This is a genomic window from Pseudomonas hunanensis (assembly GCF_013393325.1).
Classification (GTDB): Bacteria; Pseudomonadota; Gammaproteobacteria; order Pseudomonadales; family Pseudomonadaceae; genus Aquipseudomonas; species Aquipseudomonas putida_P.
Genome location: NZ_QJRC01000065.1, coordinates 25,667 through 38,648, shown reverse-complemented (window position 1 = coordinate 38,648; position 12,982 = coordinate 25,667). Strand labels below are relative to the sequence as shown.

Below are 12,982 nucleotides of genomic sequence, written 5' to 3'. Positions count from 1 at the left end.
CTGTCAGATCATCAGGCGCGAACTGGCCACAGCCACCACGGCCAGGCCCAGCAGCAAGTTGATACCCACCATCCGCCGAATCCGCCCCAGCACCGTCGCACCCGTTGGCCAATCTTCGGCCAGCACCGCCGCCTTTAGTTCCGGCAGCAGCAACGCCTGAATGCGCATGAACAGGGCAAACATGGCGATCCCGCCACCGATCATCACCTGCACGTACTTAGGCGCGGTCTCGAAACCGCTGAAGCGCATGTGCAACATGCCGATACCACTTATCGCCAAGATTGCCACCGCCAGCCAGACCCAGCCGAAGAAACGTCGGAAAACTTCCACCCACAAGCGCAGGCGGGCAGGCCCTTCAAGGGCTGCAACCGTTGCCGGGCGTAGCACCAGCCAAGCGAAGAACATGCCGCCGACCCATACCAGGGCGGCTAGAACATGCAGTGTGTAGGGCAGGGCAAAGGCGAGCATCCGGATCTCCATGCGGCACAAAGGGCAATAGCGGGGTATGATAGCCGCCCCGTGTGAAACACTGAAAATATATCCAGCCCTCCGGGCGCCTGCAGACCATGATCAGCAACGAACTCAAAGCCACCATTCAGGGCGCCTATTCGCGTTTTCTCGAAGCCAAGAGCCTCAAGCCGCGCTACGGCCAGCGTCTGATGATCGCCGAAGTGGCCAAGGTGCTTGGCGACATTGCCTGCGACGATGAAGGCCGGCGTGCCGGTGAGCCTGCCGTGGTGGCCGTGGAAGCGGGCACCGGTACCGGCAAGACCGTGGCCTACAGCCTGGCCGCCATTCCGGCCGCCAAGGCCGCCGGCAAGCGCCTGGTGATAGCCACTGCCACCGTGGCCCTGCAGGAGCAGATCGTCTTCAAGGACCTGCCCGACCTGATGCGCAATAGCGGGCTCAACTTCAGCTTTGCCCTGGCCAAGGGCCGTGGCCGCTACCTGTGCCTGTCCAAGCTCGACATCCTGCTGCAGGAAGGCCATGCCCAGTCGGCCACCGCCCAGTTGTTCGAAGAAGAAGGCTTCCGTATCGAAGTCGACGAACGCAGCCAGAAGCTATTCAACAGCATGATCGAGAAGCTCGCCGGCAACCGCTGGGACGGTGACCGTGACAGTTGGCCCGAGGCCCTGGAAGACCAGGACTGGGCACGCCTGACCACCGACCACAGCCAGTGCACGGGCCGTCATTGCCCGAACTTCCAGCAGTGCGTGTTCTACAAGGCCCGCGAAGGCATGGGCAAGGTCGACGTGATCGTCACCAACCACGACATGGTCCTGGCCGACCTGGCCCTGGGCGGCGGTGCGGTATTGCCCGACCCGCGCGATACCATGTACGTGTTCGACGAAGGCCACCACCTGCCAGACAAGGCCATCGGCCACTTCGCCCATTATTCGCGGCTGCGTTCCACGGGCGACTGGCTTGAGCAGACGGCCAAGAACCTGACCAAGCTTCTGGCCCAGCACCCGCTGCCCGGTGACCTGGGCAAATACATCGAGCAGGTGCCGGAGCTGGCGCGGGAAGTGCGCACCCAACAACAGTTCATGTTCACGCTGTGCGAACAGGTGGCCGACTTCCGCCCCAGCGAGGATACCGAAGGCCGTGAGCGCCCGCGCTACCGTTTTGAGGGTGGGGTGGTGCCAGAACAGATTCGCGAGGTGGGCATCGAGTTGAAGAAGGGCTTCGCCCGTCTGAACGACCTGTTCACCCGCCTGGCCGACCTGCTCAAGGAAGGGATGGACGGTGAGGTGAGCATCGGCATTGCCAGCCACCAGGCCGAAGAATGGTATCCGCTGTTCGGCAGCCTGGTCACCCGTGCCCAGGGCAACTGGGAACTGTGGACGGCCTTTACCGCCGAAGACCCGGAAGACAGCCCGCCCATGGCCCGTTGGCTGACGTTGGCCGAAAGCGGTGCGATGTTCGACATCGAAGTCAACGCCAGCCCCATTCTTGCTGCCGAAATGCTCCGCCGCAGCCTGTGGAGCGTTGCCCATGGCGCCTTGGTAACGTCGGCGACGTTGACTGCGCTCGGCAAATTCGATCGCTTCCGCATGCGCTCGGGCTTGCCGCGCGATGCCGTCACCTGTGTGGTCCCCAGCCCGTTCGTGCATGGCGATGCCGGCCTGTTGCGGGTCCCGGACTTGCAGGCCGACCCACGCGATGCGGCGGCGCACACGGCGGCGATCATCCGCGAACTGCCGAACATCGTCGAAGATGCCCGTGGCGCGCTGGTGCTGTTCTCGTCACGCAAGCAGATGCAGGATGTGTTCGACGGCCTGGACCGCGACTGGCGTAAGCTGGTGCTGATCCAGGGCAACCTGTCCAAGCAGGAAACCCTGAACAAGCACAAGGCACGGGTCGACGATGGCCAGCACAGCGTGTTGTTCGGCCTGGCCAGCTTTGCCGAAGGTGTCGACCTGCCGGGTGCGTACTGCGAGCACGTGGTCATCGCCAAAATTCCCTTCTCCGTGCCCGACGACCCGGTGGAGGCTGCCTTGTCGGAGTGGATCGAGGCCCGCGGCGGCAACCCGTTCATGGAAATTGCCGTGCCGGACGCCTCGCTCAAGTTGATCCAGGCCTGTGGCCGCCTGCTGCGTACCGAGCAGGATCGCGGCGTCATCACCTTGCTCGATCGGCGTCTGGTCACCCAGCGTTACGGCAAGGCTATTCTCAATGCGCTGCCGCCGTTCCGGCGGGAGATTTCCTGAGCACCGGAGCACTTGCTCCGGCGCGTTGTCCATTACTCAGTCTTGGGCCATGACGGCCCTGAAGGAGAGCCCCAGCCTTATGGTCCGCCGTACCCTGCCCGCCGTTTTCGCCCTGTTGTTCAGCTCGCCCTTGCTGGCCGGGCAGCAGACGCTGTTCAGCTTCGTGCGCCCGGCCTCGGTGGTCAATGTGGTGACCGAGGATGCCGGCATGCCGCAGTACAACGCGGAGCAGACGGCCGAGGGCGAAGTGTTGCGGCGTGTGGTGTTCAACCCGGCCCAGCGGCCGACTTTGCGCCTGAGCCCGCAAGGCGGGGCGTGGGACTGGTCCGCCGGGCAGTTCCTGACCTTACGCCTGCAAAGTGCCATGGATTGGGCGCTGACCGTGGATGTCACGGTGCAAGGCAGCGATGGCCGCACCTTGACCAGCCGTATCGACCTGCCGGCCGGCCCCGCGCAAACCGTGATGGTGCCGCTGACAGCCAGTTCACCGTTGAACCAGGGCATGCGTGCCGGCCCGCCGATGCCCTGGAACTATGGCGGGCAGCGCCTGCTGCTGACCAGCAGCGCCGGGGCAGTCGACCTCAAGCAGGTGGCCTTGGTGAGCCTGAGCATTCCCAACCCCAAGGTCGCGCAAAACCTGCTGATCGAGCGAGTCGGCATTCAGGATGACGACCAGGCTTACAAGGCTGCCTACCATGAGCTGATCGATACCTATGGCCAGTCCACGCGCGGTAACTGGCCTGAGAAGGTTACCAATGACGAACAGCTCAAGGCAGCCGATACCCGTGAACAGCAACAGCTCAAGGGCTGGCTGACAGAGCGCGGCAAACAGCAGCTGGACCCTTACGGCGGCCTGTTGGCCGGGCCGGCGTTCGCCGCCAAAGGCTTCTTCCGCACCGAAAAGCGTGATGGCCGTTGGTACCTGGTAACGCCGGAAGGGCACCCCTTCTATTCCCTGGGGGTAAACGCCGTGGCGGCAGACGGCGGGCGTACCTATGTCGCTGGGCGTGAAGGCATGTTCAAGGCCCTGCCCGCTGAGGGCAATGCACTGGCCGCTTTCTATGGCGAGGGCAATAACGACGATGGCAATGCCTCGTCGCAAGGGCGCAATTTCAAACAGGGGCGCTGGTTCGACTTCTATGCTGCCAACCTTCAACGTACCTATGGCAAACCCTGCCCGCCCGCAGTGGAGGGCCAGCCCGCCAACTGCCCACCGCTGGTGCTGGATGCGGCCCGCTGGCAGACGCACGCGCTCGACCGCCTGCAGGCCTGGGGTTTCAACACCATCGGCAACTGGAGCGAGCCTGCCCTTGGTCAGGCCAGGCGCCTGCCATACACCGTGCCGCTGTCGATCGTGGGCGACTACGCCAGCATCAGTACCGGCATGGACTGGTGGGGCAGCATGCCCGATCCGTTTGACCCGCGTTTCGCCATGGCCACCGAGCGTGCAGTGGCCATTGCCGCCCGCGATCACCGTGACGACCCCTGGCTGATCGGTTACTTCGCCGATAACGAGTTGGCCTGGGCTGCTCCCGGAAGCGACCCCAAAGCCCGTTACGGCCTGGCCTACGGCACCTTGCGCTTGACCACCGACGTGCCGGCCAAGCGCGCATTCCTCAAGCAGTTGCGTGACAAGTATCGCAACCAGGAAGGGCTGTCCAAGGCCTGGGGCATCGAGCTGGCCGCCTGGGAACTGATGGAAGATCCAGGCTTCGAGGCGCCGTTGCCCAACCCGGAGCACCCGGAAATCGAACGTGATTACCAGCATTTCCAACAGGTATTTGCCGAGACCTACTTCAAGACCATTGCCGATTCGTTGAAGTGGCATGCGCCCAATCACCTGCTGTTGGGTGGCCGCTATGCCATCAGCACGCCAGAAGCGGTCAAAGCCTGTGCAGAGTTCTGCGATGTGCTCAGCTTCAATTTCTATACCCTCAAGCCTCAGGACGGTTACGACTTCGCTCGCCTGGCCGAGTTGGACAAGCCGGTGCTGGTGTCCGAGTTCCAGTTCGGCTCGCGCGATCGCGGGCCGTTCTGGCCGGGGCCGCTGGAGTTGGCGCGGGAAGAGGATCGCGGCCCGGCCTACGGCAACTTCCTCAAGGCCGCCCTGGCGCAACCGATGATCGTTGGCGCCCACTGGTTCCAGTACCTCGATCAGCCGGCCAGCGGTCGCCTGCTTGACGGCGAAAACGGTCACCTTGGACTGGTGGCCATCACCGATGTGCCGTACCCAGGGTTTGTTGACGCCGTGCGCAAAAGCAACCTGCAGGCCATGGGCCAATTGCGAGCGCTGCTGGAGAAACCGGCGCCCTGAGCGCCAGTTACCGTTCGTCGCGACCATTTGGCCCAAGCCAGTTTGCAAAACACCCAACTACTGAAACAATGCACACCTTTTTTGGACATGGTCGTACGGAGTACAGCGGGTGCAGATCCAGGGTCACTATGAGCTGAAGTTCGAAGCCGTGCGCGAAGCCTTTGCCGCGTTGTTCGATGATCCCCAGGAGCGTGGTGCCGCACTGTGCATCCAGGTGGGGGGCGAAACCGTTATTGACCTGTGGGCCGGCAGTGCCGACAAAGACGGCCAGCAGGCTTGGCACAGCGATACCATCGCCAACCTGTTCTCCTGCACCAAGACGTTCACCGCCGTCACCGCCCTGCAACTGGTCGGCGAGGGTAAGCTGGCCCTCGATGCCCCGGTGACCAACTACTGGCCCGAGTTCGCCCAGGCCGGTAAGCAGTCGGTCACTTTGCGCCAACTGCTCAGCCACCGTGCCGGCTTGCCGGCGATTCGCGAGCTGCTGCCGGCCGAGGCATTGTACGACTGGCAGACCATGGTCGATGCCCTGGCGGCCGAGACACCTTGGTGGACACCCGGCACCGAACACGGCTATGCCGCCATCACCTACGGCTGGCTGATCGGCGAGCTGATTCGCCGCGCCGATGGCCGTGGCCCTGGCGACTCGATCGTGGCCCGCACCGCCCGCCCGTTGGGGTTGGATTTCCACGTTGGCCTGGCAGACGAAGAGTTCCACCGCGTGGCGCATATCGCCCGTGGCAAAGGCAACCCGGGGGATGCCGCAGCGCAGCGCTTGCTACAGGTAACCATGCGTGAGCCAGAGGCGTTGTCGACCCGTGCATTCACCAACCCGCCGGCGATCCTGACCAGTACCAACAAGCCTGAATGGCGTCGTATGCAACAGCCAGCGGCCAATGGCCATGGCAACGCACGCAGCCTGGCGGGCTTCTATGCCGGGCTTCTTGACGGCAGCCTGCTCGAATCTGAACTGCTCGATGAACTGACCCGTGAACACAGCCTGGGTCAGGACCGTACCTTGCTCACCCAAACCCGCTTTGGCCTGGGCTGCATGCTCGACCAGCCCGAGGTGGCCAACGCCACCTTTGGCCTCGGCGCCCGCGCCTTCGGCCACCCCGGTGCCGGTGGTTCGGTCGGTTTTGCCGACCCGGAGCACGATGTGGCCTTCGGTTTCGTGGTCAATACCCTCGGCCCTTATGTGCTGATGGACCCACGCGCGCAAAAATTGGTACGCGTCCTTGCCAGTTGCCTTTGATCGGGTAATGCGGGTATTGCCCACCCCCTTTGACTATCCTCAATGCCAACGCCTGAAGTGCCTAGGCAAAATATCTTTCTATTTCATGGTGTATCGCTGATGTCTTCACATAAAACCTTAGCACTCGCCCTGTGCCTGACCGCCGTTACCGGCTGCGCCAGCCACTCCCCGGACGGCTCCAAGGAAGGTGGCTCCAACTGGTGGCCTTTCGGTTCGGACAAGGTCGCCGAGCAGGAAGTGAAGGCAGCCGTCACTGAAAACGTGGCCAAGGCTGACGCCAAATCGGAGAGCGCCAGCCGTTGGTGGTGGCCGTTTGGTGGCGATGACAAGCAGGCCAAGGGCCCCGTGGTGCCGAAAATTGACCAGAAGGCCACCCAGGCCTGGCTGGACGAATACGAGCCTAAGCTGCGCGAAGCGATCAAGGACAGCAAGCTGGAGCTTGAGCGCCGCGACAATGTGCTGGCGGTAACCTTGCCGGTTGACAGCTCGTACAACCCTGACCGCCCGAACATGCTGCTGCCCATGACCCTCGGCCCGATCACCCGCGTGGCCAAGACCGTCGAAGGTGACCCCAAGACTGCCGTGCTGGTACTGGGCCATGCCGACAGCAGCGGTGCTGCCGCTGCCAACCAGAAACTCAGCCTGGAGCGCGCCGCTTCGGTATCGGCCATCTTCCGCCTCAGCGGCCTGCAGCGTGACCGCCTGACCCTCAAGGGCATGGGCTCGGTGATGCCGCGTGCGGCCAATGACAGCGCCGAGGGCCGCTCCCTGAACCGCCGCGTGGAAATGCTGCTGACCCCACAAAACACCATGGTCGCACTGTTGGCCAAGTATCAGCAGGCTGCTCCGGCACCTGCGCCGACCTCGATGGTGGCGGTACAGGATGCCAAGGCACCTGCTGCCAAGGCCACTGACAACAAGCCGGCTGCCAAGCCTGCGGCGAAGAAGCCCGTGGCCAAGGCCAAAGCACCTGTGAAGGCAACAGCCAAGAAGAAAGCGGCGCCGGCCAAGCCTGTTGCCAAGAAAGCTACCGCCGATAAAAAAGTAGCTGCCAATAGCCCTGCGAAGACCAACTGATCGTCAAGGAACGCAGCAATGACCCAATCCCTGGCCGATATGCGCCGCGACTACACCCGTGATGGCCTGGCTGAAGCCCAGGCGCCGGGGGAGCCGTTCGTCCTGTTCCACCAGTGGTTCGCCGATGCGGTGAAAACCGAGCAGGCACCGGTGGAAGCCAACGCCATGACCCTGGCCACCGTGGACGGCGAAGGCCGCCCGCATTGCCGTGTATTGTTGCTGAAGGGGCTCGACGAGCAGGGCTTCACTTTCTTCACCAATTACGAAAGCGCCAAGGGCCAGCAATTGCAGGCCAACCCTTTTGCAGCCATGACCTTCTTCTGGCCGGCGCTGGAGCGCCAGGTGCGCATCGAAGGTCGGGTGGAGAAGGTCTCGGCGCAGGAGTCGGATGCCTACTATCAGGTGCGCCCGCTGGGCAGCCGCCTGGGGGCCTGGGCCTCGCCGCAGAGCCGGGTGATTGCCGGGCGTGAAGAGCTCGAGGGCCTGGTCAAGGCTACCGAAGCGCGCTTTTCCGACACCCAGCCGCACTGCCCTGAGCATTGGGGGGGCTACCGTTTGTTGCCTGAGCGCATCGAGTTCTGGCAGGGGCGGGCGAGCCGCTTGCATGACCGGTTGAATTACCGGTTCGTGAATGGGCAATGGCAGCGGGAGCGGCTGGCGCCCTGAGGTCCCGGGGCTGCTGCGACACAAGGCCGCTCCCACAGAGGCGATCGCGCTGTACCTGTGGAAGCGGCCTTGTGTCGCGATAGGGCCGCAAAGCGGCCACGACGATCGATCAGGCTACCCCGGATACTCCGCCGCTTCCCGCTCCAACCACCCTGCCAGTTGCTTGCGTCCCACCTTCTCCTGTCGCGCCTGTTCCAACCTTTCCAGCATGAACGCGCGCTTATCAGGATCGGCACCCGCCAGCGACAACGCCAGGTCGCGGTCCATCCAGCGGCGCATGCGCACATACAGCCACCCGTGGAAATACAGCCCCGCAACGGTGGCGACCACGACGATGAAGTAATCCATGGCTATCCTTGGTCTCACTTGAAAGGCCTTCGACACAGCCCGGCAGGCTGTACCCCGGCTGAATGAAAACAATTTTATTACGTTTGTACCGTGACAGCCGTCAATGTGCAGCGTCTAATGAGCACCTGACTTATGGAGACTTTACCCATGCGTAAATCCGCTTTGCTGGTGGCGACCTTTACCACCATGTCGCTGCTGCTGGGAGGCTGTGCCTCGAGCCTGACCGGTGACAGCTACTCCCGTGACGAGGCCCGCCGCGTGCAAACCGTGCGTATGGGCACCATCGAGTCCCTGCGCCCAGTCAAGATCGAGGGTACCAAGACCCCGATCGGCGGTGGTGCTGGTGCCATCGTGGGTGGCGTTGCTGGCAGCGCCGTTGGCGGTGGCCGTGGCAGCATCGTCGCTGCGGTGATCGGTGCTGTTGCCGGTGGCCTGGCAGGCTCCGCTGCCGAAGAAGGCCTGACTCGTACCCAAGGTGTCGAAATTACCGTACGTGAAGACGACGGCAGCATGCGCGCCTATGTGCAGGCCGTGCAGGAGAACGAAATCTTCCGCGTGGGTGACCGCGTGCGCATCATGACCGTTGACGGTACCAGCCGCGTTTCGCACTGACCGTAGCGCAGTAAAACAAAACCCCGACCTGGCTGCTGCCAGTCGGGGTTTTTTCATGCCTCAGCCAAATCAACCAACACGGGGCTTGCGGCTGGCCATGGCGGTGACGGCGTAGCCGATCACTGCGGCGAAGAACGAGCCGGTAAGAATCCCCATGCGGTCCATACCGGCGTATTCGCTACTGCCTGGGGAGAAGGCGAGCGAGCCAACGAACAGGCTCATGGTGAAGCCAATGCCGCAGAGTATCGCCACCCCCAGTATTTGCCCCCAGCCAGCACCAGCAGGTAGCGCGGCGAGGCGCAGCTTCACCGCCAGCCATGTCAGGCCGAAAACACCTACGGTTTTGCCCAGCAACAGGCCGACGGCGATGCCCATCGGCACGGGGTGGGTGAAGCTTTCTACGGTCATGCCAGCCAGCGAAACGCCGGCGTTGGCGAAGGCGAACAGTGGCAGGATGGCATAGGCCACCCAAGGGTGCAGGGCATGTTCCAGGGCCAGCAGCGGTGACGTTTCGGCGTTGCGCGTGCGCAGTGGGATGCACAAGGCCAGGGCGACACCGGCCAGGGTGGCATGCACGCCACTCTTGAGCACGCATACCCAGAGGATCAGGCCAATGACCATGTATGGCCCAAGCTTGACCACGCCAAGCCGGTTCATCGCTATCAGCACCACCAGGCAGGCCGCCGCCAGCAGCAGCGATACGCTCGACAGGGTACCGGAGTAGAACAGGGCGATGACAATGATCGCACCCAGGTCGTCGATGATCGCCAGGGTCATCAGGAACAGCTTCAGTGACACCGGCACGCGCTTGCCCAGTAGCGCCAGCACGCCGAGGGCAAAGGCGATGTCGGTGGCAGTTGGGATCGCCCAGCCGGCCACGGCCGCCGGGTTGTCACGGTTGATGAACCAGTAGATCAGTGCCGGCACCACCATGCCGCCAACGGCAGCAGTGGCAGGCAGGATGACCTGGGATGGCTTGGACAGGTGGCCGTCGACCACCTCGCGCTTGACCTCCAGGCCGATCAGCAGGAAGAACAGGGCCATCAGGCCATCGTTGATCCATAGCAGCAATGGCTTGGCGATGTTCAGCGCGCCGATCTGGACGGCGACGGGCACGTCGAGCAGCCCGCTGTACAGGTAGGACAGTGGCGAGTTGTTGATGATCAGGGCCAGAACGGCGGCGGCGATCAGCAGCAGGCCGCTGGCGGCTTCAAGCTGGAAAAAACGGGTGAACAGGCTACGCACGGGCTATAGGCTCTCCATGAGCAGTTTACGAATGGTACGGGCGTACACCCTAGCCTGTGGCGATATTCTTTAAAACAAAAACTATATTCGTTTTTGTTATATGGTGTTGCTGCCTTGGCTTAGTGAAGCCTAGATGCAGATGGAGGAGGAGGGGGTGAGGGGAAGGCTGGTCTTGGGGCCGGGTTATTCTGAAGTCTGCCAGCGCCCTCTCGCGGGCAAGCCCGTTGCCACAGTGACATCGCTGTCTCTGTGGGAGTTGGCTTACCCGCGAAGAGGCCTTGGAAGGCCTCAAGCAATCAGAGGCCGAGCATATCCCGTGCTACCGCCTCGGCAATGCGGATGCCATCCACACCCGCGGACAGAATCCCGCCCGCGTAGCCGGCGCCTTCACCCGCCGGGAACAGCCCCTTGAGGTTCAGGCTCTGGTAATCTTCACCCCGGGTAATGCGCAGGGGCGACGAGGTACGCGTTTCGATCCCGGTCAACACCGCGTCATGCAAGTTGTAGCCTTTGATTTGGCGGTCGAATGCCGGCAGTGCCTCACGGATCGCCTCGATGGCGAAGTCCGGCAGGCTTGGCGCCAGATCACCCAGGGTCACGCCCGGCTTGTAGGACGGCTCGACACTGCCCAGTGCGGTCGATGGCCGGCCGGCGACAAAGTCACCCACCAGTTGCGCCGGGGCCTGGTAGTTGCTGCCACCCATCACGTAGGCATGGGCCTCCAGGCGTTCCTGCAGCTCGATACCGGCCAGCGGGCCACCCGGGTAGTCGCGCTCGGGGTCGATGCCGACGACGATGCCGGAGTTGGCGTTGCGCTCGTTACGCGAGTACTGGCTCATGCCGTTGGTAACGACTCGGCCCGGCTCGCTGGTAGCCGCGACCACGGTGCCGCCTGGGCACATGCAGAAGCTGTATACAGAGCGGCCGTTCTTGGCGTGGTACACCAGCTTGTAGTCGGCGGCACCGAGTTTGGGGTGGCCGGCGTACTTGCCCAGGCGCGCCTTGTCGATCAGCGTTTGCGGGTGCTCGATGCGGAAGCCGACCGAGAATGGCTTGGCTTCCATGTACACGCCTTTGGCGTGCAGCATACGGAAGGTGTCGCGGGCGCTGTGGCCAAGGGCCAGGACCACATGGCGCGAGTGCAGCTGCTCGCCACTCTCCAGTACCACGCCAGTCAACTGGCCATCTTCGACCAGCAGGTCGGTGACCTTCTCCTGGAAGCGCACTTCGGCACCCAGGGCAATCATGTCCTGGCGCATCTGCTCGACCATGCCGGTGAGGCGGAAGGTGCCGATGTGCGGCTTGTTGATGTACAGGATTTCGTCCGGGGCACCGGCCTTGACGAACTCTTCCAGTACCTTGCGGCCGTGGTGCTGCGGGTCCTTGATCTGGCTGTACAGCTTGCCGTCGGAGAAGGTGCCGGCGCCGCCTTCGCCGAACTGCACGTTGGACTCTGGGTTGAGCACGCTCTTGCGCCACAGGCCCCAGGTGTCCTTGGTGCGCTGGCGCACTTCCTTGCCGCGTTCGAGGATGATCGGCTTGAACCCCATCTGTGCCAGCAGCAGGCCGGCAAAGATGCCGCACGGGCCGAAACCGACCACGATCGGGCGCTCCTGCATGTCGGCCGGGGCGTGGCCGACGTACTTGTAGGTCACGTCTGGTGCCACGCTGATGTTGCGATCGTCGGCGAACTTGCTGAGCAGTTCGGCTTCGTTGCTGGCTTCCAGATCGATGGTGTAGATGAACAGCAGTTCGCTGTTCTTCTTGCGCGCATCGTAGCTGCGCTTGAACAGGTTGAAGCTGAGCAATTGCTCGTCGCGGATGCCCAGGCGCTGGACGATGGCTTCACGCAGCGCTTCGTCAGGATGGTCCAGGGGCAGCTTCAGTTCGGTGATTCGTAGCATGGCAGGGTCCAGTATCCCGGCCATGGACGGCCGGCGGCTTTACACAAACCGCCAAGTATAAGCTGTTCGCCGCCCTGACTGGCAGGATAAAAGTGCCCGGCGATCAGTTGTCGCGTGCGCCACCGTAGTAGCCGCAGCCTTGCAAGGTCTTGCCGTCGATGTGCAGTTCGGCGCGCAGGTGGCGCACGGCGCCGCTCATGCTGTCGACGCAGCGTTGCGGGGCGACCCACAGTTCCACGTGCTGACCGTTGGCTTCGCTGCTCAGGGTCAGGCCGCCGCCGGGCACTTCTTCTTCAAGGAACGGCAGGGGCAGCGGGTCTTTGCCGGGGCGCTCTATGATCATCCCCTTGCCGCTAGCTTTCACCGCCCAGAACGGCTCCTGGCCGTCGGCGCGCAGGGTCAGCTGCTTGAAGTTGGGGTCTTCGCAGGCACGGGCGGAGGGTTCCAGGCGGTACAGGCGACGCACTTCCAGCTGGCCGTCGTTGTTGGCCTGCTTGCTGCCGGTCAGGCGACCACGGACGTCGGCGAACAGCTTGTCATTGGCGTCCTTGGCAAGGTTGGCGGCCTCCTGCAGGATGCCAGTGGCGCCGACATCATTGATCACGAACGTGCGGTTTTCGCTGCATGGCTTGAACAGCAACTGGCCGTTGGCGGCACGTAGTTCGCCCTGCATGCGCGTGGTGCCGATGTTCGGGTCGCTTGGGGCGTTGGCCATGAGCTGGCAGCCGGCGAACAGGGGCAGCAGGGCGGTGAGCAGCAGGGTGGGGGTGAGGCGCATGGGGCGGGCTCCGGGGATCTTTGCCAAAGAGCTGGCCACGTTACGCAGGGTGTGCTGGGATCACAAGTCAGC

11 protein-coding genes are annotated in these 12,982 nt (G+C 63.4%); 6 read left to right on the top strand and 5 right to left on the bottom strand.

Features of this window, described 5'->3' with window-relative positions; all coding sequences use genetic code 11:
- Positions 1 to 3: 3 nt before the first annotated feature.
- Positions 4 to 468 carry a CopD family protein gene (locus DM807_RS02195; RefSeq protein WP_012273850.1) on the bottom strand — a complete coding sequence of 155 codons (465 nt, stop codon included), beginning with the start codon at positions 466 to 468 and terminating at the stop codon, positions 4 to 6.
- 98 nt (positions 469 to 566) lie between these two features.
- On the opposite strand from DM807_RS02195, the gene dinG reads away from it, so the two are divergent.
- The 5 genes from dinG (at position 567) to pdxH (ending at position 8,023) form a co-directional block, all read left to right on the top strand.
- Complete coding sequence (gene dinG / locus DM807_RS02190) at positions 567 to 2,711, top strand: ATP-dependent DNA helicase DinG (protein ID WP_012273849.1); 2,145 nt, start codon at positions 567 to 569, stop codon at positions 2,709 to 2,711.
- A 79-nt stretch (positions 2,712 to 2,790) separates the two neighbouring features.
- Positions 2,791 to 5,025 (top strand): beta-galactosidase, encoded by a 2,235-nt coding sequence (locus tag DM807_RS02185; RefSeq protein ID WP_179027011.1) that lies wholly within the window; start codon positions 2,791 to 2,793, stop codon positions 5,023 to 5,025.
- Between the two features lie 109 nt (positions 5,026 to 5,134).
- Positions 5,135 to 6,280 carry an EstA family serine hydrolase gene (locus tag DM807_RS02180; protein WP_012273847.1) on the top strand — a complete coding sequence of 382 codons (1,146 nt, stop codon included), beginning with the start codon at positions 5,135 to 5,137 and terminating at the stop codon, positions 6,278 to 6,280.
- Positions 6,281 to 6,379: 99 nt separating this feature from the next.
- Entirely contained in the window at positions 6,380 to 7,357 is a 978-nt protein-coding gene (locus DM807_RS02175; protein WP_012273846.1) for an OmpA family protein, read from the top strand.
- An 18-nt stretch (positions 7,358 to 7,375) separates the two neighbouring features.
- A complete protein-coding gene (gene pdxH / locus DM807_RS02170; RefSeq protein ID WP_012273845.1) occupies positions 7,376 to 8,023 on the top strand; it encodes a pyridoxamine 5'-phosphate oxidase in 648 nt (215 codons plus the stop codon).
- Positions 8,024 to 8,137: 114 nt separating this feature from the next.
- On the opposite strand, the gene DM807_RS02165 is transcribed toward pdxH, so the two are convergent.
- Positions 8,138 to 8,371 (bottom strand): hypothetical protein, encoded by a 234-nt coding sequence (locus DM807_RS02165; RefSeq protein WP_012273844.1) that lies wholly within the window; start codon positions 8,369 to 8,371, stop codon positions 8,138 to 8,140.
- Positions 8,372 to 8,518: 147 nt separating this feature from the next.
- Here DM807_RS02165 and DM807_RS02160 point away from each other — a divergent pair, with 147 nt between their 5' ends.
- Positions 8,519 to 8,983, top strand: coding sequence for an outer membrane lipoprotein (locus DM807_RS02160; RefSeq protein WP_009684613.1), 465 nt, complete (start codon positions 8,519 to 8,521; stop codon positions 8,981 to 8,983).
- Positions 8,984 to 9,052: 69 nt separating this feature from the next.
- Here DM807_RS02160 and nhaA read toward each other — a convergent pair whose 3' ends face one another.
- From nhaA to DM807_RS02145, 3 genes are all read right to left on the bottom strand, one after another.
- Complete coding sequence (gene nhaA, locus DM807_RS02155; RefSeq protein WP_012273843.1) at positions 9,053 to 10,228, bottom strand: Na+/H+ antiporter NhaA; 1,176 nt, start codon at positions 10,226 to 10,228, stop codon at positions 9,053 to 9,055.
- Between the two features lie 296 nt (positions 10,229 to 10,524).
- Complete coding sequence (locus DM807_RS02150) at positions 10,525 to 12,132, bottom strand: NAD(P)/FAD-dependent oxidoreductase (RefSeq protein ID WP_060493570.1); 1,608 nt, start codon at positions 12,130 to 12,132, stop codon at positions 10,525 to 10,527.
- Between the two features lie 103 nt (positions 12,133 to 12,235).
- Positions 12,236 to 12,910, bottom strand: coding sequence for a COG3650 family protein (locus DM807_RS02145; protein ID WP_012273841.1), 675 nt, complete (start codon positions 12,908 to 12,910; stop codon positions 12,236 to 12,238).
- Positions 12,911 to 12,982: the final 72 nt, after the last annotated feature.

Bases quoted from the DNA above. Each gene is read 5' to 3' on its own strand.
- DM807_RS02175 (WP_012273846.1), top strand. From the start codon at position 6,380: ATGTCTTCACATAAAACCTTAGCACTCGCCCTGTGCCTGACCGCCGTT.
- DM807_RS02160 (WP_009684613.1), top strand. From the start codon at position 8,519: ATGCGTAAATCCGCTTTGCTGGTGGCGACCTTTACCACCATGTCGCTG.
- DM807_RS02165 (WP_012273844.1), bottom strand. From the start codon at position 8,371: ATGGATTACTTCATCGTCGTGGTCGCCACCGTTGCGGGGCTGTATTTC.
- DM807_RS02145 (WP_012273841.1), bottom strand. From the start codon at position 12,910: ATGCGCCTCACCCCCACCCTGCTGCTCACCGCCCTGCTGCCCCTGTTC.
- DM807_RS02150 (WP_060493570.1), bottom strand. From the start codon at position 12,132: ATGCTACGAATCACCGAACTGAAGCTGCCCCTGGACCATCCTGACGAA.
- DM807_RS02195 (WP_012273850.1), bottom strand. From the start codon at position 468: ATGCTCGCCTTTGCCCTGCCCTACACACTGCATGTTCTAGCCGCCCTG.
- pdxH (WP_012273845.1), top strand. From the start codon at position 7,376: ATGACCCAATCCCTGGCCGATATGCGCCGCGACTACACCCGTGATGGC.
- DM807_RS02185 (WP_179027011.1), top strand. From the start codon at position 2,791: ATGGTCCGCCGTACCCTGCCCGCCGTTTTCGCCCTGTTGTTCAGCTCG.
- dinG (WP_012273849.1), top strand. From the start codon at position 567: ATGATCAGCAACGAACTCAAAGCCACCATTCAGGGCGCCTATTCGCGT.